This window comes from Paenisporosarcina sp. P4_D4, assembly GCF_056401835.1.
Genome location: NZ_JBFUIO010000056.1, coordinates 1 through 17,118, shown reverse-complemented (window position 1 = coordinate 17,118; position 17,118 = coordinate 1). Strand labels below are relative to the sequence as shown.

21 protein-coding genes and 1 pseudogene are annotated in these 17,118 nt (G+C 39.1%); 17 read left to right on the top strand and 5 right to left on the bottom strand.

Annotated elements, in window-relative coordinates:
* Nucleotides 1–333: 333 nt before the first annotated feature.
* The gene (gene lexA, locus AC1DSL_RS12220; protein ID WP_016427480.1) at nt 334–954 is read right to left on the bottom strand and encodes a transcriptional repressor LexA; all 621 of its coding nucleotides are present in this window, start codon (nt 952–954) and stop codon (nt 334–336) included.
* 170 nt (nt 955–1,124) lie between these two features.
* Between lexA and yneA the strand changes: the two genes are divergently transcribed.
* The 6 genes from yneA to AC1DSL_RS12190 all read left to right on the top strand — a co-directional run bounded on the left by yneA (nt 1,125) and on the right by AC1DSL_RS12190 (nt 5,384).
* Nucleotides 1,125–1,442 (top strand): cell division suppressor protein YneA, encoded by a 318-nt coding sequence (gene yneA / locus AC1DSL_RS12215; protein ID WP_016427479.1) that lies wholly within the window; start codon nt 1,125–1,127, stop codon nt 1,440–1,442.
* Nucleotides 1,442–2,101 carry a YneB family resolvase-like protein gene (locus tag AC1DSL_RS12210; protein WP_477532370.1) on the top strand — a complete coding sequence of 220 codons (660 nt, stop codon included), beginning with the start codon at nt 1,442–1,444 and terminating at the stop codon, nt 2,099–2,101. The genes yneA and AC1DSL_RS12210 overlap by 1 nt, the downstream gene beginning before the upstream one ends.
* 67 nt (nt 2,102–2,168) lie before the next feature.
* Nucleotides 2,169–2,402: a DUF896 domain-containing protein gene (locus AC1DSL_RS12205; protein WP_477532369.1), complete on the top strand. Its 234-nt coding sequence runs from the start codon at nt 2,169–2,171 to the stop codon at nt 2,400–2,402.
* Nucleotides 2,403–2,490: 88 nt separating this feature from the next.
* Complete coding sequence (gene tkt, locus AC1DSL_RS12200) at nt 2,491–4,497, top strand: transketolase (RefSeq protein ID WP_477532368.1); 2,007 nt, start codon at nt 2,491–2,493, stop codon at nt 4,495–4,497.
* A gap of 134 nt (nt 4,498–4,631) precedes the next feature.
* Nucleotides 4,632–5,087 (top strand): sporulation inhibitor of replication protein SirA, encoded by a 456-nt coding sequence (sirA, locus tag AC1DSL_RS12195; RefSeq protein ID WP_016427475.1) that lies wholly within the window; start codon nt 4,632–4,634, stop codon nt 5,085–5,087.
* Nucleotides 5,088–5,165: 78 nt separating this feature from the next.
* Complete coding sequence (locus AC1DSL_RS12190; RefSeq protein WP_016427474.1) at nt 5,166–5,384, top strand: YneF family protein; 219 nt, start codon at nt 5,166–5,168, stop codon at nt 5,382–5,384.
* A 74-nt stretch (nt 5,385–5,458) separates the two neighbouring features.
* Here the strand turns inward: AC1DSL_RS12190 and AC1DSL_RS12185 are convergent, their stop codons facing one another.
* Together AC1DSL_RS12185 and AC1DSL_RS12180 are read right to left on the bottom strand one after the other, a co-directional pair.
* On the bottom strand, nt 5,459–6,391 hold the full coding sequence (locus AC1DSL_RS12185; RefSeq protein ID WP_016427473.1) for an alpha/beta hydrolase: 933 nt from the start codon (nt 6,389–6,391) through the stop codon (nt 5,459–5,461).
* An 11-nt stretch (nt 6,392–6,402) separates the two neighbouring features.
* Entirely contained in the window at nt 6,403–7,305 is a 903-nt protein-coding gene (locus AC1DSL_RS12180) for a hydroxymethylglutaryl-CoA lyase (protein WP_477532367.1), read from the bottom strand.
* A gap of 82 nt (nt 7,306–7,387) precedes the next feature.
* Here AC1DSL_RS12180 and AC1DSL_RS12175 point away from each other — a divergent pair, with 82 nt between their 5' ends.
* Both AC1DSL_RS12175 and AC1DSL_RS12170 read left to right on the top strand, forming a co-directional pair.
* The gene (locus AC1DSL_RS12175) at nt 7,388–8,575 is read left to right on the top strand and encodes an acetyl-CoA C-acetyltransferase (RefSeq protein WP_342541731.1); all 1,188 of its coding nucleotides are present in this window, start codon (nt 7,388–7,390) and stop codon (nt 8,573–8,575) included.
* A 17-nt stretch (nt 8,576–8,592) separates the two neighbouring features.
* Nucleotides 8,593–8,853 carry a YqkE family protein gene (locus tag AC1DSL_RS12170; RefSeq protein WP_016427470.1) on the top strand — a complete coding sequence of 87 codons (261 nt, stop codon included), beginning with the start codon at nt 8,593–8,595 and terminating at the stop codon, nt 8,851–8,853.
* Nucleotides 8,854–8,912: 59 nt separating this feature from the next.
* Here the strand turns inward: AC1DSL_RS12170 and AC1DSL_RS12165 are convergent, their stop codons facing one another.
* Together AC1DSL_RS12165 and AC1DSL_RS12160 are read right to left on the bottom strand one after the other, a co-directional pair.
* Nucleotides 8,913–9,059 carry a hypothetical protein gene (locus AC1DSL_RS12165; RefSeq protein ID WP_477532366.1) on the bottom strand — a complete coding sequence of 49 codons (147 nt, stop codon included), beginning with the start codon at nt 9,057–9,059 and terminating at the stop codon, nt 8,913–8,915.
* Between the two features lie 100 nt (nt 9,060–9,159).
* Nucleotides 9,160–10,062 carry an aldo/keto reductase gene (locus AC1DSL_RS12160; protein ID WP_477532365.1) on the bottom strand — a complete coding sequence of 301 codons (903 nt, stop codon included), beginning with the start codon at nt 10,060–10,062 and terminating at the stop codon, nt 9,160–9,162.
* A gap of 70 nt (nt 10,063–10,132) precedes the next feature.
* Here AC1DSL_RS12160 and AC1DSL_RS12155 point away from each other — a divergent pair, with 70 nt between their 5' ends.
* The 9 genes and pseudogenes from AC1DSL_RS12155 to AC1DSL_RS12115 all read left to right on the top strand — a co-directional run.
* Nucleotides 10,133–10,681 carry an NUDIX domain-containing protein gene (locus tag AC1DSL_RS12155; protein WP_477532364.1) on the top strand — a complete coding sequence of 183 codons (549 nt, stop codon included), beginning with the start codon at nt 10,133–10,135 and terminating at the stop codon, nt 10,679–10,681.
* 51 nt (nt 10,682–10,732) lie between these two features.
* Nucleotides 10,733–11,251, top strand: coding sequence for a hypothetical protein (locus AC1DSL_RS12150; protein ID WP_477532363.1), 519 nt, complete (start codon nt 10,733–10,735; stop codon nt 11,249–11,251).
* Nucleotides 11,252–11,351: 100 nt separating this feature from the next.
* The gene (gene fur / locus AC1DSL_RS12145; RefSeq protein WP_477532362.1) at nt 11,352–11,816 is read left to right on the top strand and encodes a ferric iron uptake transcriptional regulator; all 465 of its coding nucleotides are present in this window, start codon (nt 11,352–11,354) and stop codon (nt 11,814–11,816) included.
* Between the two features lie 154 nt (nt 11,817–11,970).
* Entirely contained in the window at nt 11,971–12,873 is a 903-nt protein-coding gene (xerD, locus tag AC1DSL_RS12140; RefSeq protein ID WP_477532361.1) for a site-specific tyrosine recombinase XerD, read from the top strand.
* A gap of 83 nt (nt 12,874–12,956) precedes the next feature.
* On the top strand, nt 12,957–14,141 hold the full coding sequence (gene deoB / locus AC1DSL_RS12135; RefSeq protein ID WP_477532360.1) for a phosphopentomutase: 1,185 nt from the start codon (nt 12,957–12,959) through the stop codon (nt 14,139–14,141).
* 17 nt (nt 14,142–14,158) lie between these two features.
* Entirely contained in the window at nt 14,159–15,463 is a 1,305-nt protein-coding gene (locus tag AC1DSL_RS12130) for a pyrimidine-nucleoside phosphorylase (protein ID WP_477532359.1), read from the top strand.
* A 171-nt stretch (nt 15,464–15,634) separates the two neighbouring features.
* Entirely contained in the window at nt 15,635–16,204 is a 570-nt protein-coding gene (locus AC1DSL_RS12125) for a histidine phosphatase family protein (RefSeq protein WP_016427461.1), read from the top strand.
* A 61-nt stretch (nt 16,205–16,265) separates the two neighbouring features.
* A pseudogene (locus AC1DSL_RS12120) lies at nt 16,266–16,370 on the top strand (histidine phosphatase family protein); the annotation flags it as partial.
* A gap of 570 nt (nt 16,371–16,940) precedes the next feature.
* Nucleotides 16,941–17,118: STAS domain-containing protein (locus tag AC1DSL_RS12115; protein ID WP_477532371.1), on the top strand; the 178-nt coding region annotated here is incomplete at its 3' end.

Sequence of the window (17,118 nt, the reverse complement as noted above, 5' to 3'; positions counted from 1 at the left end):
ATCAATGTGGGCCTGGTGGAAAAACAATGATGTTCGTTTTAAAGCAAGAAGAAATACACAGTATTTAAAGGATAAAGGGTTAAAGTAAACTATTAAAATTTCGGAAATTCAGTTTAACACAAAAAAAGTGCACAAAAAGGCCGACTGAAGATGAAAATGTCAGTCGGCGTGATATCGGCTCATTTACTAGTATAGCATAGTCACCATAAGTCTACAAGATTATTTTAAGAGTGATAATTCAACTAAGATTTACATACAATTGATATAACTTCACAAAAAAGGCTAATCCAAAGTCTATGCATTAGACAAATGGATCAGCCTTTTATTAATAATTTAATGGATTTGACGATAAACCCCAACGACTTTACCAAGTATCGAAACTTGTTCAACGATTATTGGCTCCATTGATGAGTTTTCAGGTTGAAGGCGGAAATATGATTTTTCTTTAAAGAACCGTTTAACAGTAGCTTCATCATCTTCAGTCATGGCAACAACGATATCACCATTATTTGCAGTTTGCTGCTGTTTCACGACAACATAGTCACCATTTAAAATTCCGGCTTCTATCATACTATCTCCCATAATTTCTAGCATGAAGAGATTGTCTTCTGAAGTTCCGAAAGTCTCAGGAAGAGGGAAGAACTCTTCAATATTTTCAATGGCAGTAATAGGCAATCCTGCAGTAACTTTACCGATCAAAGGCACATTAACAACGTTTGGTCGTATTTCTGTAACGTTATCAAGCTCTAAAATTTCAATAGCACGTGGCTTTGTAGGGTCGCGTCTTATTAATCCTTTGCTTTCCAATCGAGCTAAGTGACCATGAACTGTCGAGCTAGAAGCAAGTCCAACCGCTTCACCGATTTCACGTACGGAAGGTGGATACCCTTTTTTTCGAACTTCATCTTTTATAAAAGCCAATATATCTTCTTGTCGTTTCGAAACTTTTTTCAACTAGTTCACCTCTTCACCTAAATGGTTGTCTCTTTCATCTAAGAGTAGTATAACAATCCGACTATAAAAATGCAAACATAGGTTCTAATTATTGTTGACAAGAAACAAGTGTTCGGTTTATAGTGATAGCATATATTCCGAACAAACATTCGGTTCGAGGAGGAAACAACATGAATTGGATAAAAAACAATCAATTTATTTCTTTATTAGTAGCAGTAACTTTGGGTTGCACACTATTTTTTGTGCTTTTTAATGTAAACCATGAGGAATCTTACAATGAAATCTACATAAAAGATGGAGATACACTCTGGACGCTATCTGAAAAATATCGTGGTAATACACCAAAACAGGATTGGATTTCTGAAGTGATGGTAGCAAACAACCTAAACTCACAAATGATTCATTCAGGTGATTCTTTAATTATTCCAGACTCTCTACAGCAATACGCACCAGATCATGGAGTGGAATATGCGGGAGACACAGAGTGATGGATAATTCTAATTCCGTTGTATTATATTGCCGTGTCAGTACGGAAAAAGAGGCTCAGGAGACGTCGCTGGCCCGCCAAGAAGAAGAATTACGCCAGTTCGCTCTTGAACAGAATTATTTTGTCTGGGACGTATTCATTGATCAACATAGTGGTTACTCTGTAGAACGAGAAGGATTGCTTGATTTACTGGATTATGTAAAACAACATTCAATTTCAACCGTTTTAATTCAGGATGAGACAAGGTTGGGACGAGGCAATTCACGAATGGCTATTTTACATATGCTAAAAAAATTAGAGGTTCAAGTTATTTCTTTAAACGATGGCGGTTCAATCCGATTGAATGAAATGGATACGATGATGTTGGAAATTTTAGCGCTGGTAGAAGAATACCAACGGAAATTGCATAATGCGAAAATTCGTAGAGGGATGAGAAGGGCAGTAGAACACGGTTTCAAGCCTGAAAAAAATCTCAGAGATCAAGGGAATCCAGAAGGAAGAGAACGAAAAGATATTCCTATCGAAGAAATTGTGAAATTGCGAAATAACGGACTGACCTATGAAGAAATTGCTTCGACACTGAGAGGTTTCGGTTTTCCTGTGAGCAAAGCCACAGTTCATCGAAGATATATTGAGTATAAAGAAAGACTCGGAGGCTAAATACTTGCGCTCCAAGTCTTTTTTGCATACCTTTTAATAAGGTTATTAGAAGGAAGGTGTGAATTGAATGTTATCTCCTGAAAAAATTTCACGAATTAATGAATTGTCCAAAAAATCCAAGTCTGTGGGTCTTACTATAGAAGAAGCGAAAGAACAAACGTCCTTACGAAAAGAATATCTTGAAACGTTTCGTTCATCTATGAGAAGTACCATTGAAAATGTTAAAATGGTTGATCCAGAAGGCAATGATGTTACACCAGATAAAGTGAAAGCGTTAAAAGAAAAGAAATTTCTGAATTAAATCAACATTTGCTAACCGTTGTCAGTTTATCAAAAGTTGACTACACTAAGGAATGAAGAAAACTTCTGTATCAGAAAGGATGTCAAGTATGTCTCAACACGTAGATCATTTAGCCATCAGTACTATCCGCACGTTATCAATCGATGCGATTGAAAAAGCAAATTCAGGTCATCCAGGTTTACCAATGGGTGCAGCCCCTATGGCGTATACTCTTTGGACGAAACATTTACGTCATAATCCGGAAAATCCTAACTGGTTTAATCGTGACCGTTTTGTATTATCAGCGGGCCATGGTTCTATGTTGCTTTATAGCTTATTGCACTTAGGTGGTTATGATTTACCAATGGAAGAGCTTAAAAACTTCCGACAATGGAATTCTAAAACACCAGGACATCCTGAATACGGTCATACTGCTGGAGTTGAAGCTACAACAGGACCACTTGGACAAGGGATAGCTATGTCAGTTGGTATGGCAATGGCTGAGCGCCATTTAGCTGCGGTTTACAATAAACCGAACCATGAAGTTGTTGATCATTACACTTATGCTTTATGTGGTGATGGGGACTTAATGGAAGGTGTTGCTGCGGAAGCCATTTCACTAGCAGGACACTTGCAATTGGATAAACTTATTGTATTGTACGACAGTAATGATATCTCGTTGGACGGGGATTTGAATAAGTCTTTCTCTGAAAAAATTCAGAAACGCTTTGAGTCTTATGGTTGGAACTATTTGCATGTAGCAGATGGGAATTCACTAGAAGATCTTTCAAATGCTATTGAAACGGCTAAAAACCATAAAGGACAACCAACTCTTATTGAAGTGAAAACGATCATTGGTTTTGGCTCTCCAAACAAATCTGGTAAATCAGATGTTCACGGCGCGCCATTAGGTAAAGATGAGGCACTGCTTACAAAAGAAAGCTACAAATGGACTTTCGAACAAGACTTCCATGTACCGGAAGAAGTTTATGCTGCTTTCAAAGAGTCAGCTGAAAAACTTGGCGGGGTAAATGAAGCTTCTTGGAACGAACAATTTGCATCTTATAAATCAGAATATCCAGAGCTTGCACAAMAGTTGGAGCTTGCAATTAAAGGGGATCTTCCTGAAAATTACGATTCAGAAATTCCAGTTTATGAAGTTGGTACTTCTCATGCAACTCGTTCATCTTCTGGTGACGTTTTGAATGCAATCGCAAAAACTGTCCCTTCATTCTTCGGAGGAAGTGCGGATTTAGCTGGTTCAAATAAGACGACAATCAAAGGTGCGGGTGATTTCTCAAGTGACTCGTACGAAGGCCGTAACATTTGGTTCGGTGTTCGTGAATTTGCGATGGGTGCTGCCTTGAACGGTATGGCCCTACATGGTGGTTTACACGTATTTGGCGGTACATTCTTCGTATTCAGCGATTATGTACGACCAGCTGTACGTTTATCAGCATTAATGGGGCTTCCTGTTACTTATGTATTTACACATGACAGTATTGCAGTTGGAGAAGATGGTCCAACGCATGAGCCGGTTGAACAATTGGCATCATTGCGTGCTATGCCAAACTTGTCCGTCATTCGTCCGGCAGATGCCAACGAATCGGCAGAAGCTTGGAAATTAGCTGTTTCATCTAAATCAGTGCCAACAGCGTTGATTTTATCTAGACAAAACTTACCGGTTCTAGAACACTCTGCTGCTCGAGCAGCTGAAGGTGTTGCAAAAGGGGCTTATGTTGTTTCTCCTGCAAACAAAGAACTGGCAGACGCATTGCTCTTAGCAACTGGTTCTGAAGTTTCACTTGCTGTGGATGCACAACAACTGTTAGCAGAAGAAGGAATTGATGTAGCAGTTATTTCGATGCCGTCATGGGATCGCTTTGAACAGCAAGATGCCGAATATAAAAATAGTGTCTTGCCGAAAACGGTCAAAAAACGTTTGGCTATCGAAATGGGCGTATCATTTGGCTGGGAACGTTACACAGGTGACGAAGGCAGTGTGTTAGGAATCGATCGTTTTGGTGCAAGCGCACCAGGAGAAATCGTTATGAAAGAATTTGGTTTCTCTAAAGAAAACGTAGTAGCGCGTGTGAAATCTTTATTGAATAAATAATGAAAAAACAAGTAGTGTGCATTCGCCACTGCTTGTTTTTTTTCGTCAATAAAAGTGACCAAGCAGAATCGCAGTTCGACAACTTTAGCGAAGAGCACCCTTTATACTTAATAAAAAAAGTGGGGGTTTAACATATGCGAACATATAAAATTTTTCACATTAAAAAAGCATACCAACCTTTCGTTTTAGGCCGGGAAAAAATGCTTCAGGAAATACTGGGAAGAGACAATATGCAAAGTAACCAGGACCATAATGAGATGACATATGTGTGCGAGAAAATAGATGAAGAATTCATCAAACAAAGTTTGGAGAGAAAACTAAGTCGTTTGTTTTCGCATAACGAACAGGATATGCATAAACTGTTGCTTGAACATCCATTAAAAGGCTCAATTCAAATGAAGTTTGAACCATATTGTGTACATGTGTGGTGTAAGGGGTCCCATATGCTTGATTTGGATTTATTTGCAGGGTTTTCCGATTCTAGTGATTGCTATATGGCTTTCCAGCAAGAAGAAGCATCCTTTGGCTGGCTTAAGCCAATCAAAGTAGGATCCATTCATTCATTTACAGAAATTCTAGACTTCGCCTAGTAAGGAGAAGGGTTTTGTTGTATAATCCTTCTTGGAGATAGAAAGTAAGGTTAATCACCGAGAAGGGGGAAAACAACAATGCAATTATGGTTAGCAATTACTTTAATCATCGTGGCGTTAGTAGGTGGAGCTGTAATCGGTTTTTATGGCGCCCGTCAATATATGATGAAGTATTTAAAAGAGAACCCACCAATCAATGAACAAATGCTTCGCATGATGATGGCTCAAATGGGTCGTAAACCATCTGAAAAACAAGTGAAACAAATGATGAACCAAATGAATAAAATGCAAAAATAAAAAATAGCACTCCGTGAGTGCTATTTTTTATTGGTTATTATATCTAGGTCTTATGGGTAATACGACTTGTGTTTTTATAATGTTGGTAAAAGATCATAGGTGTGAAGGAATTCTGCGACTGTTTTTTCATATTCCTCAGCATTTTGATTATATGATTGTGCATGGGGACCAATTTCAAATAGTTTTAATTGTTTTGGTCCTTGTTTCAACTCATACAGCTCTTTAGTCATTTCAGGCAAAATGAAATCGTCAGGTAAACTATGAATGAATAAAACCGGTTTCTCGATATGAGATACTGCTTCTCTAGGTGAAACAAGTTTCATGGAATATCCGTCCCGTACCCGTAAAAAGACATCCGCCAATTTTATTGCAAGACTTGAACGAAGTGGTGTTTCTTTTTTCATTAAGTACAGTAGTTGATCGGTAAAATCTGAAAACGCACAATCAGATATATAAAAATGAGCTTGATCTTCCAAAGTTCCAGCATACAGAATGGTTGTAGCGGCGCCCATCGACTCCCCATGAATCCCAATGATTGCATCTTCACCGGCATAGTTTTTAACTGCGTTGACTATTACCTGTAAATCCATTTTTTCATAGTGACCGAAACTCGTTGTTTTACCCCCAGAATCACCATGCCGACGATGATCATATACAACTGAATTAAAACCCAACCGTTCAAAGAGACGGGCATATTTTACTGAATTTATTTTGTTTTCTGTGACACCGTGACAAATGACGACGAAGTTATTTGTATCCAAAGGTTCCAGGAAAATTGCTTTAACCGGGTAGCCATTAGGGCTGTCAATCCATTTCTCCGTTTTTCGTACAATATTGAACCAAGCCTCATCGAATCTTTTCGCGGTAATTTCACGATTTAATATAAACGCATCATCTTTTTTCTTCAGATACATGAGTCGGTTTGTAAACACAAAACCAAAAATCGCCGCTCCTGCGGTCATAATACTCGAGAGAATACTGGTGATCCAAAGAATGCGACGCTTCATGGGAAATCCTCCTATGCTTGATTTAATTCGTATAATCTAAACATGCCCGTATCTATCGGTCTCGAAACGTGAGGAGCTATAATAGAAACCGCTTTACATAATTTATTCAGGTCAATTCCTGTGTTTACTCCCATTGTATGTAACATATTCACGACATCTTCAGTTGCTACATTTCCTGTTGCCCCGGGTGCAAAAGGACAACCGCCCAGTCCGCCAGCTGATGTATCAAATCGTGTTACACCTGCAAGAAGAGCCGCATAAATATTTGCTAAGCCCATTTTTCGTGTGTCGTGGAAATGTGCATTCATCAAAACTTGTGGAATTTCACGAATCAGTAAAGTGAATAATTCATGACTTTCCTGTGGATTCGCCATGCCGATTGTATCGGCAACACTAAGTTCGTCAATACCCCAGCTTGCGAACTCTTTGCATAAAGCCAGCGTTTCATTAATGTCGATTTTTCCTTCATACGGACAATAAAAAGCCGTAGAGATACATGCACGAACAAAAATTCCTTGTTGTTTTAAATCGATGATAACAGGTTTTAATTCCTGCATGCTTTGCGCCGTTGTTTTATTTATGTTCTTTAAATTGAATGTATTACTGACACCTACAAAAACTGCTACATTTTTTGCTCCTGCAGAAAGTGCACGTTCCACTCCTTTAGAGTTGGGCGTTAGCACAATTTGACGTCCTTGCTTGTGAACCCCTTGTACAATCTCGGTTGCATCGGCCATTTGTGGGACCCATTTTGGAGATACAAACGAAGTGATTTCCATTTCATCTATTCCCGCTGTTTGTAATGCTTGAATAAATGAAAGCTTATTTTCGGTTGAAACCTCATTTTTCTCATTCTGAAGTCCATCTCTTGGACCGACCTCGATAATTGTCACATTGTTTGGTAAACTAAACATATCATCCCTCCTTCATTCTATTGTAATGATGAGATAGGGGTGCTAGCAAATATATTTTCTTAGGGGATTAGGGGGATTTTCAATGTCAACAAGAGAAGTGGTTGTAGTAAGTGCTGTCCGTACAGCAATAGGTTCTTTCCAAGGGGCATTAAAAGACGTACCGGCTACAAAGTTAGGTGCGATTGTCATAAAAGAAGCATTAGAAAAAGCGGGTCTAGAACCAAATCAAGTGAGTGAAGTGATCATGGGGAATGTTTTGCAAGCTGGGTTGGGACAGAACCCTGCTAGACAAGCATCGATTCTTGCAGGTCTTCATGAAACAATTCCTTCCATGACAATTAATAAAGTGTGTGGATCAGGATTGAAAGCGATTCATTTGGCAACACAGGCTATTATCGCAGGAGATGCGGACATTGTTGTGGCAGGTGGAATGGAAAACATGAGCCAAGCTCCGTATTTGTTGAAAAATGCGCGTGAAGGTTTCCGAATGGGCGACCAAAAAGTGGTGGATAGCATGATTTCTGACGGCTTATGGTGTGCTTTCAATGATTACCATATGGGCATAACAGCAGAAAATTTATGTGACCGTTACGAAATTACACGTGAACAACAAGATGAATTCTCAGCTCGTTCACAGGAACGTGCGGTTCAGGCGATTGACGGCGGGAAATTTAAAGAAGAAATCGTTGCTGTCGAAATTCCACAACGCAAAGGAGACCCAATCGTATTTGATACGGACGAATATCCAAAACGTGGGACTTCAGCAGAGAAGTTAGGTAAATTGCGACCAGCGTTTAAAAAAGAAGGCAGTGTCACTGCTGGGAATGCTTCCGGTATTAACGACGGAGCAGCAGCGGTTATCGTTATGTCTAAAGAAAAAGCAGATGAGTTAGGTTTAACACCATTAGCAACGATTGTAGCGAACGCATCAGCGGGTGTTGATCCATCCGTTATGGGAATTGGCCCTGTTAAAGCAGTGAAAAATGTTTTTGAAAAATCAGGCCTATCAATGGCGGATATTGACTTAGTGGAAGCAAATGAAGCTTTTGCAGCACAATCAATTGCTGTAGATCGCGAGCTTGCATTTGATCATGACAAGCTGAATGTTAATGGTGGTGCAATCGCTCTCGGACATCCAATAGGCGCGAGTGGTGCACGTATTTTTGTATCTCTGCTTCATGAAATGGCTAGACAAGATGCGAAGACAGGGTTAGCAACTTTATGTATTGGTGGCGGACAAGGTGTCGCTACAATTGTGAAAAGAGCATAGGTAGAAGGTGAAAAAAGATGGCAAAAAAGAAACAACAACAGCAACAACGCAGACAACCTGAGCGATCTGAACAATCATCAGGCAACACATTGTCCGATCAACTGCAAGGGGATGTGCTTGAAAAACTGAAGTTAGCTAAAAAGCAGTTACAGGATACAGAGCGTCAACAGGAAGAAGAACGCCTCGCGCAAGCTGAATTTGATCGTAAACAAAAAGAGAAAAACAAATCCTTTGCTGAACTTCTAGATGAGTATGGAATGAAGGGTAATAAATTTTAAGAATAAAAGGACTTCGAATTTTTGAAGTCCTTTTTGTTTTGCCATCATCAGCGAACTATTTAATTAAAAATATCAAAAATCATTGCAATTAAGTAAAGAGGGACGCCAACGATGATCATACCTGCGATAAAATAACACATACTCCTTAACGCAAACTTGAAGATATCATATAGTGCACCGGCAAAGTCATCAATAAACTTCGTCATTCATATCGCCTCCTTGAATCCATATGTATACGTTTTAACAAATAGGTAGGTTTCAATCTATAAGGAGTATAAGCACGAGATTTAGAATTATAACGATTTTTTAAAGGCGATGGTCTTTATAAATATCGGCTCTTAAGTATTCCTTCAAGTGTGCTAGTTGCTCAAGGGTCATAGGTTGATGATATGCTTGCATCGTTTCCTCTAATTGATTTGATGAGCTTGCTCCTGCTAAGATAGCGGACACTTGGTTGTATTGAAGAACAAATGCCAATGCCGCACTATGAAGATATTGAGTGGTTTTAGTGAGTTGTGAAAGTGTTTCTATTAAAGTTTCTTTTTTGTATTCTCCGTATCCATCCGATTTTTCGGCACGTTTCAATGCATCTGGCGTAAGCAGACCTTTTGCGAGAGAACCCCGGGTGACAACTGATGCACTATGTGATGCAATCATGTCAAACCATTCTTCGGGTCTGCGGTCTAACATGCTGTATTGCATCATGACAGAGCTAGCATTACCGTTACGTAGGAAACGATGAATGACATTCGGGCGTATGGATGAAATGCCGTATGCTCGAATTAAACCTTCTTTTTTTAAAGATTCAAAAGCATCGACTGCTTCTTCTAAATCATCTTCCATCGTGCCTCCGTGTAATTGATATAGATCTAAATAATCGGTTTGAAGCCTTTGTAGACTTTCTTTAATTTGAGACGTGATATATGACTTTGATGAATCCCACGTCCAACCTGATGCATCTTCATTCCATTTGTTACCCACCTTCGAAGCCAAAATGATGTCTTGTCGTTTTCCTTTCAGAGTGTGTCCAACAACATCTTCATTTTTACCTTTATCATATAAATCCGCTGTATCAAAGTATGTAATTCCATGTTCAATGGCTGCATCCACTATTAGTTGGGCTTCACGTTGATTTGTCGGAAGAGACATACAACCCAGTCCGATTTCCGATACCATTATTCCACTTTGTCCAAGTTCGCGTTTATTCATCAGTCAGCCTCCTCATTTCATACATGGTACAATTGTCTTTGAAAATAGACAAACAGAAAGGGCGAAAAATATGAAAAAATATGAAGAGAAATCTATATCGTCAACACCGATTTATGAAGGGAAAGTTATTTCTCTTCGAGTGGATGAAGTAATATTGCCAAATGGTAAGACTTCGAAGCGTGAATTGGTTAAACACCCTGGAGCGGTTGCCATTGTACCGATTACAGACAAAGGTAAAATTGTCTTTGTCGAGCAATATCGAAAAGCGCTCGAACGTTCTCTGATTGAGACGCCTGCAGGGAAACTAGAGCCGGGAGAAGAGCCGGAAGTAACGGCAAGAAGAGAACTGGAAGAAGAAACTGGGTACGGTTGTGAGAAATTGACACACATTCAATCGTTCGCAACTTCTCCGGGCTTTGCAGACGAAATTATTCACCTATATGTGGCAGAAGGATTGTCAAAAATTGAAAACGCAGCATCACTGGATGAAGATGAGTTTGTTGAAATAATCGAGGCAACCTTAGAAGAAGCAGAAGGAATGATGAAGTCTGGCCAAATCTTTGATGCAAAAACAGCATATAGTGTTCTTTGGGCTAAGGAATATTTACAAAATCGATGAATGATTGATAGTGGGACACGCATAAGCTACTCTATGAAAGGTAGGTGGCGGATGTTGACTCGCTCTTTCCCAATATTTTATTTACTAGGATTGCTAGTCATCGGTTATTTAGGTGGGTTATGGCTGTATTCAAAAATGCCTTTTGATCAAGTTGAAAGAGTCATACATTGGATAGACCCAAGACTTTTAAATGAAAACATACCAAGTGGTTTTGATTCAATTCTCCCGCAACTCGTTACGATTTTATTATTMCTTCTTTTTGCTACTCATTTAATCCTGAAATATACCATTCTATTAATAGGTACAATGAGAGCTGTTTTTTGGGGAATTTGCTCAGGTTTTTTAATTGCACAGGAAACAGAATTTTGGGCATATGCATTATGGTGGTTCCCATTCCAGTTAATTTATTGTTCTTTATTACTACTGATTGGATTTTTACTTGTCCCACCACCATCGTATAATCAATTCAAACAAGCCCGCAGTTTTAAAGGTATCGGCGTACTAAGTCTAATCTATATTGTATTAATTGGACTTGAATTGTTTGTCCTTCCTTATATTCATGGTTTATAATCGAAACTAGATTATAATTATTATCATTTGGATAACTTTCTCTATCTTGTAAAGGGAAAGACCAATTTGGTATAATGAAGGAAGTTTGGGGGGGCGTCACATGGAGAGCCGTATTGACCGGATAAAAAAGCAGCTTCATGGTGCGAGCTATAAACTGACGCCACAGCGTGAAGCGACAGTTAGAGTGCTTCTTGAAAATGAAGAAGATCATTTGAGCGCAGAAGATGTATATCTTCTCGTTAAAAATAAAGCACCTGATATTGGACTTGCAACAGTATATCGAACGCTTGAACTTCTTACCGAATTAAAAGTTGTCGATAAAATTAACTTTGGAGACGGCGTTTCAAGATACGACTTGCGTCAGGAAGGTGCAGCACACTTCCATCACCATCTCGTATGTATTGAATGTGGAGCCGTAGATGAAATCCAGGAGGACTTGCTGGAAGATGTGGAAGCCGTTGTTGAAAAAAGATGGAATTTCCGTATTAAAGATCACAGGTTGACGTTCCATGGTATTTGTTGGCGCTGCCACGATACCCACGATGAAAAAGAAGAGTCTGAGTAACAGAAAAGCGGAAAACATCGCTTCTAGCTCGACACAGACATGTTTACTGTAAAACAAAAGGATGGCAGAATTGCTATCCTTTTTTACGTTTTCATTAATAAAAATATATTGTCCATATATATACATAAAAGTGTTTTTACAGGGAGGTATCATTATGAAAGAAATGCAAGATGCAGTCGCAGATTATCTTCATTTTCTACGTGTAGAAAGACAATTATCAACCAATACTTTAACTTCGTACGAACGAGATTTACTTGCATATATTAAGGACCTTTCTAAAGTACAGCAATTATCCACTTTGAACGACGTCGAGCGAATTCATATTCTTTCTCACTTGCAAGCGTTAAAGACGAGTGGTAAATCTTCGCGAACATTAGCCCGTCATATTTCGTCAATCCGGTCATTCCATCAGTTTTTACTGCGGGAAAAAGTATCCGGTGCAGATCCCTCGGTCCACTTGGAAATGCCACAAATGGATCGTACACTTCCGAAAATATTGTCAATTGAAGAAGTAGAGGAATTGATTGCGGCACCCAACTTGGGGAAACCTCAAGGGCTACGGGATCGTGCATTGCTCGAGATTCTTTACGGGACGGGGATGCGGATTAGTGAATGTATTACATTAAATATGGAAGATTTACATTTAACGATGGGATTTGTTCGATGCTTCGGTAAAGGCGGAAAAGAGAGAATCATTCCTCTTGGACGAACAGCACTGGCAGCATGTGAACAATATTTAAAAGAAGGTCGTCCAAAACTGATTAAACCAACACATCGCACCGACGTTATTTTTGTTAACCAACGAGGAAAAGGATTGACCAGACAAGGGGTCTGGAAGCTTATGAAAGAATACTCAATACAAGCGGGCATTCAAAATGATATTACGCCTCATACTATGCGCCATTCATTTGCCACACATTTAATTGAAAATGGAGCAGATTTACGCGCTGTACAGGAAATGCTAGGACATGCAGATATCTCGACGACTCAGATTTATAMGCATGTCAGTAAAACCCGTTTGAAAGATGTGTATAAACAATTTCATCCGCGAGCATAATTCGACTTAATTCGTCAGAAGTCTGACGTGTATTTTTTCCAAACGTTTGATAAGATATGAGTAGAAGTTGAAGGAGGATATGTATGACACATAAATCATTTAAACGCATTCACTTAGTTGTTCTAGACTCCGTTGGAATTGGCGAAGCACCAGATGCCCAATCTTTCGGGGACACAGGTTCCGATACACTGGGACATATTGCAGAAAAAATGAATGGCTTGAACATGCCAAACCTTGAAAAAATGGGACTTTCCAATATTCGTCCATTCCAAGGTATTCAGCCTGTAACGATTCCTTCATCTCATTATGGAAAAATGCAGGAAGCGTCAGTTGGTAAAGATACAATGACAGGTCACTGGGAAATCATGGGACTTAACATTAATCAACCGTTTAAAGTGTACCCAGACGGATTCCCTGATGAATTAATCAATGCTTTGGAAGAAAAGACAGGACGTAAAGTCATTGGCAATAAACCAGCAAGTGGTACGGAAATCTTGGACGAGTTAGGACAAGAGCATATGGWAACAGGTGCAATTATCGTTTATACGTCTGCAGATCCAGTATTGCAAATTGCTGCTCACGAAGAAATTATCCCGTTAGAAGAACTATATAAAATCTGTGAAATTGCACGCGAATTAACACTTGAACCCGAGTTTTTAGTAGGACGCGTTATTGCACGTCCATTCATCGGACAACCTGGTGAATTCAAGCGTACAACGAATCGTCATGACTACGCGTTGAAACCGTTTGAACGTACAGTGATGAACGAATTAAAAGATGCAAATTATGATGTGATTGCCATTGGTAAAATCTCGGATATTTACAACAATGAAGGTGTAACTGAGTCATTGCGTACAAAAGATAATATGGACGGAATGGACAAGTTGGCTGAAGTCGTGAAAAGAGATTTCCATGGCATCAGTTTCTTGAATCTTGTTGATTTTGACGCATTGTATGGTCACCGTCGTGATCCAATCGGTTACGGAGAAGCATTGGAAGCTTTCGATGCACGTATGCCAGAAGTGTTGGATGCTTTGACTGATGAAGAATTACTAATTATCACAGCGGACCACGGAAATGACCCTACCTTCCCAGGTACGGATCATACACGTGAATTTGTACCGGTGCTGGCTTATTCAACTCGCTTTACGGAAGGCAAAGAACTTCCACTAAGCGAAACATTTGCCGATATAGGGGCGACTATTGCGGAAAACTTTAATGTTTCTATGCCTAAATTTGGCCGCAGTTTCCTTTCCCACTTAAACTGAAGGATAGGTGAATATTCATGAGAATGGTTGATTTAATTGAAAAAAAACGTGATGGCGCGGAATTAACAACTGAAGAAATTCGTTTTTTCATTGAGCAATATACAAACGGAAGCATTCCCGATTATCAAGTGAGTGCTTTACTGATGGCTATTTACTTCCAGGACATGAACGATCGCGAACGTGCAGATTTAACAATTGCCATGGTAGAGTCAGGCGATCAGATTGACTTGTCTGGCATTGAAGGTATTAAAGTGGATAAGCATTCAACTGGAGGCGTGGGTGACACAACCACATTAGTACTTGGACCTTTAGTGGCAGCATGTGGTGTGCCAGTTGCTAAAATGAGTGGACGTGGCCTAGGTCATACAGGTGGTACGATTGACAAACTGGAAGCAATTGAAGGCTTCCATGTTGAATTGACGACTGAACAATTTACGAAACAAGTTAATGAAATGAAGCTTGCTGTAATCGGTCAAAGTGGTAATTTGACTCCTGCAGACAAAAAATTATATGCGCTTCGTGATGTTACGGGAACTGTTAACAGCATCCCGTTAATCGCAAGTTCGATTATGAGTAAGAAAATCGCAGCAGGTGCAGATGCAATCGTTCTTGACGTGAAAACTGGCGAAGGTGCGTTCATGAAAACTGTTGAAGACGCACGTGCCCTAGCAAAAGCGATGGTACAGATCGGCAACAACGTAGGTCGCCAAACGATGGCTATTATCTCTGATATGAGCCAACCTTTAGGGTTTGCAATTGGTAATTCACTAGAAGTGAAAGAAGCGATTGATACACTTCGCGGTAAAGGTCCTGAAGATTTAACAGAACTATGTATGGTCCTAGGAAGTCAAATGGTCGTTGTCGGTGGCAAAGCAAAGGATTTGGAAGAAGCACGCGGTATGCTACTTGAAGTAATTGAAAATGGATCTGCGATTGAAATTCTGAAAAATTTCATTGAAGGTCAAGGTGGAAATCCAGCAGTTGTAGACTCACCAGAATTGTTGCCACAAGCTCAATATACGTTTGAAGTGCCTTCAAAAGAAAGCGGATTTATCTCTTTCATTGAAGCTGACGAAATTGGTACAGCTGCTATGATTCTTGGAGCGGGACGTGCGACAAAAGAATCTGAAATTGATTTGGCAGTCGGCATCGTGCTTCACAAAAAAGTTGGCGATGCGGTTAAAGAGGGCGAGTCCCTTGCAACAATCCACGCTAACACTCAAAATGTAGAAAAAGTTATGGAGATATTGTACAAATATATTGAGTTCTCAAAAGAACCAACCAAAGCACCAAAATTAATCGAAGAAATCATCACTCAATAATCTAAATCATCAAAGCGGTCTCTCCGGAGATCGCTTTTTTTATGGTATTTTTAAACTAACGTGTACTTTAATAGACGTACATCGAGCTTGGTTAAACAAGGATGGTTAATCTTTTTATAGAAAATAACAAGTTATTAGTACAAAAATCATTGTTATTACAAGGAGATGTATATGGAAATTTCATTGATTCGGCATGGAAGATCACTACTGACTGAAAATAATAAAATGACTTGTATGGAGTTTAAGAAATGGGTGGGAAAATATGACTTTAACGGCGTGTTTGAAGAGTCATTATACCCGTCGGAAACGCTTGAAAAAGTAACTACTGCAAAAATTGTTTTATCCAGCAATTTAAAAAGGTCAGTTGAATCAGCAAGGTTATTAAATACAAAAGTGAAAATAGTTTCTGATTGTTTATTTAGAGAAACAGAGTTACCTTCAATTCCAACTAAATTATTTAATGTAAGATTAAAGCCAAATATCTGGGCAGTGATTTTAAGATTACTGTGGTTTAGTGGATATTCTAACGAATGCGAGTCTTTCCGTCAGGCGAAAGACAGGGCAGGATTGGCTGTCCAACTGCTAATTGATTATGCACATGAGCATAAATCGATAGCTTTAGTAGGACATGGTTTTTTTAATATGTTAATTGCAAAGGAATTGCAGAAGAAGGGGTGGGAAGGAAAAAGTAAAGTAAGTGCAAGGCATTGGAATTGTACTACATATTCCTTGCTAGACTAACGGATCAAGTTAGTTCAATGATTTCACATAAAACTACTTTATAGATTAGACGATTCCATCATTGATTTATGAAATTAGACACGGGCAAACAGATTTAAACAAGGAAAAAAGAATGCAAGGAAGATGGGGATTACCATTAAATGAAAGCGGGATAGTACAAGCGGAAATATGAACAAATGAAAGTAAATTTGAAGCAAAGTTAATTTTCATGAAAAATGTGTGTATCACTTACAAAATGAATCGTGTTCTCTTACGTTAAGAATGAAGAGAACTATCTTCGACCGAATATCTACTTAAATAGAGCATCGATTCTTTAGTAAACCACAAAATGCAGAGCTCTAAGGTTGTAAGGGAGCTAAGTACGCACAAAAGCCGCAAGGTGATCTAACAAAAGAGGATGGGGTTGTGACACAGTCACAACCCCATCCTCTTTATTCTCTAAATCAGGGTGCAGCAAATGAGGCGTCCACAGCGAACTGAAAACCTTATGCTTCAGTTTTCATTTCGAAATCATGTCTCAGCACAGAAGTGTCTTTTAGCTCAAAACGTAAATGCCTACAAAAAAGTAAAACCTTTTTTCTTCTCTGATGTTTAAATGTATGAAAGATTTTCCATACTGTTAATGAATAGAATGTTGCAATTTCTGTCGAGAATTAAGAGGTTTAACCTTTATTTGTCAACGACAAGGAATTGGAGTAGCTCACCTCGAATAGTCACGGAAAGGAGGAGTTACTAGATGAAACATCAACTTTTATTTGTCGAAGATGGTATAGCTATTATTCGCTTAAAGGGCGAGCTTGACCATCATGCCACACAAACAATCCGTGACGAAATTTCACAATCTCTTTATAGAGGAACTCTTCGCGCCATCATATGGAACTTGCAAGACTTACATTTTATGGACAGTGCAGGTA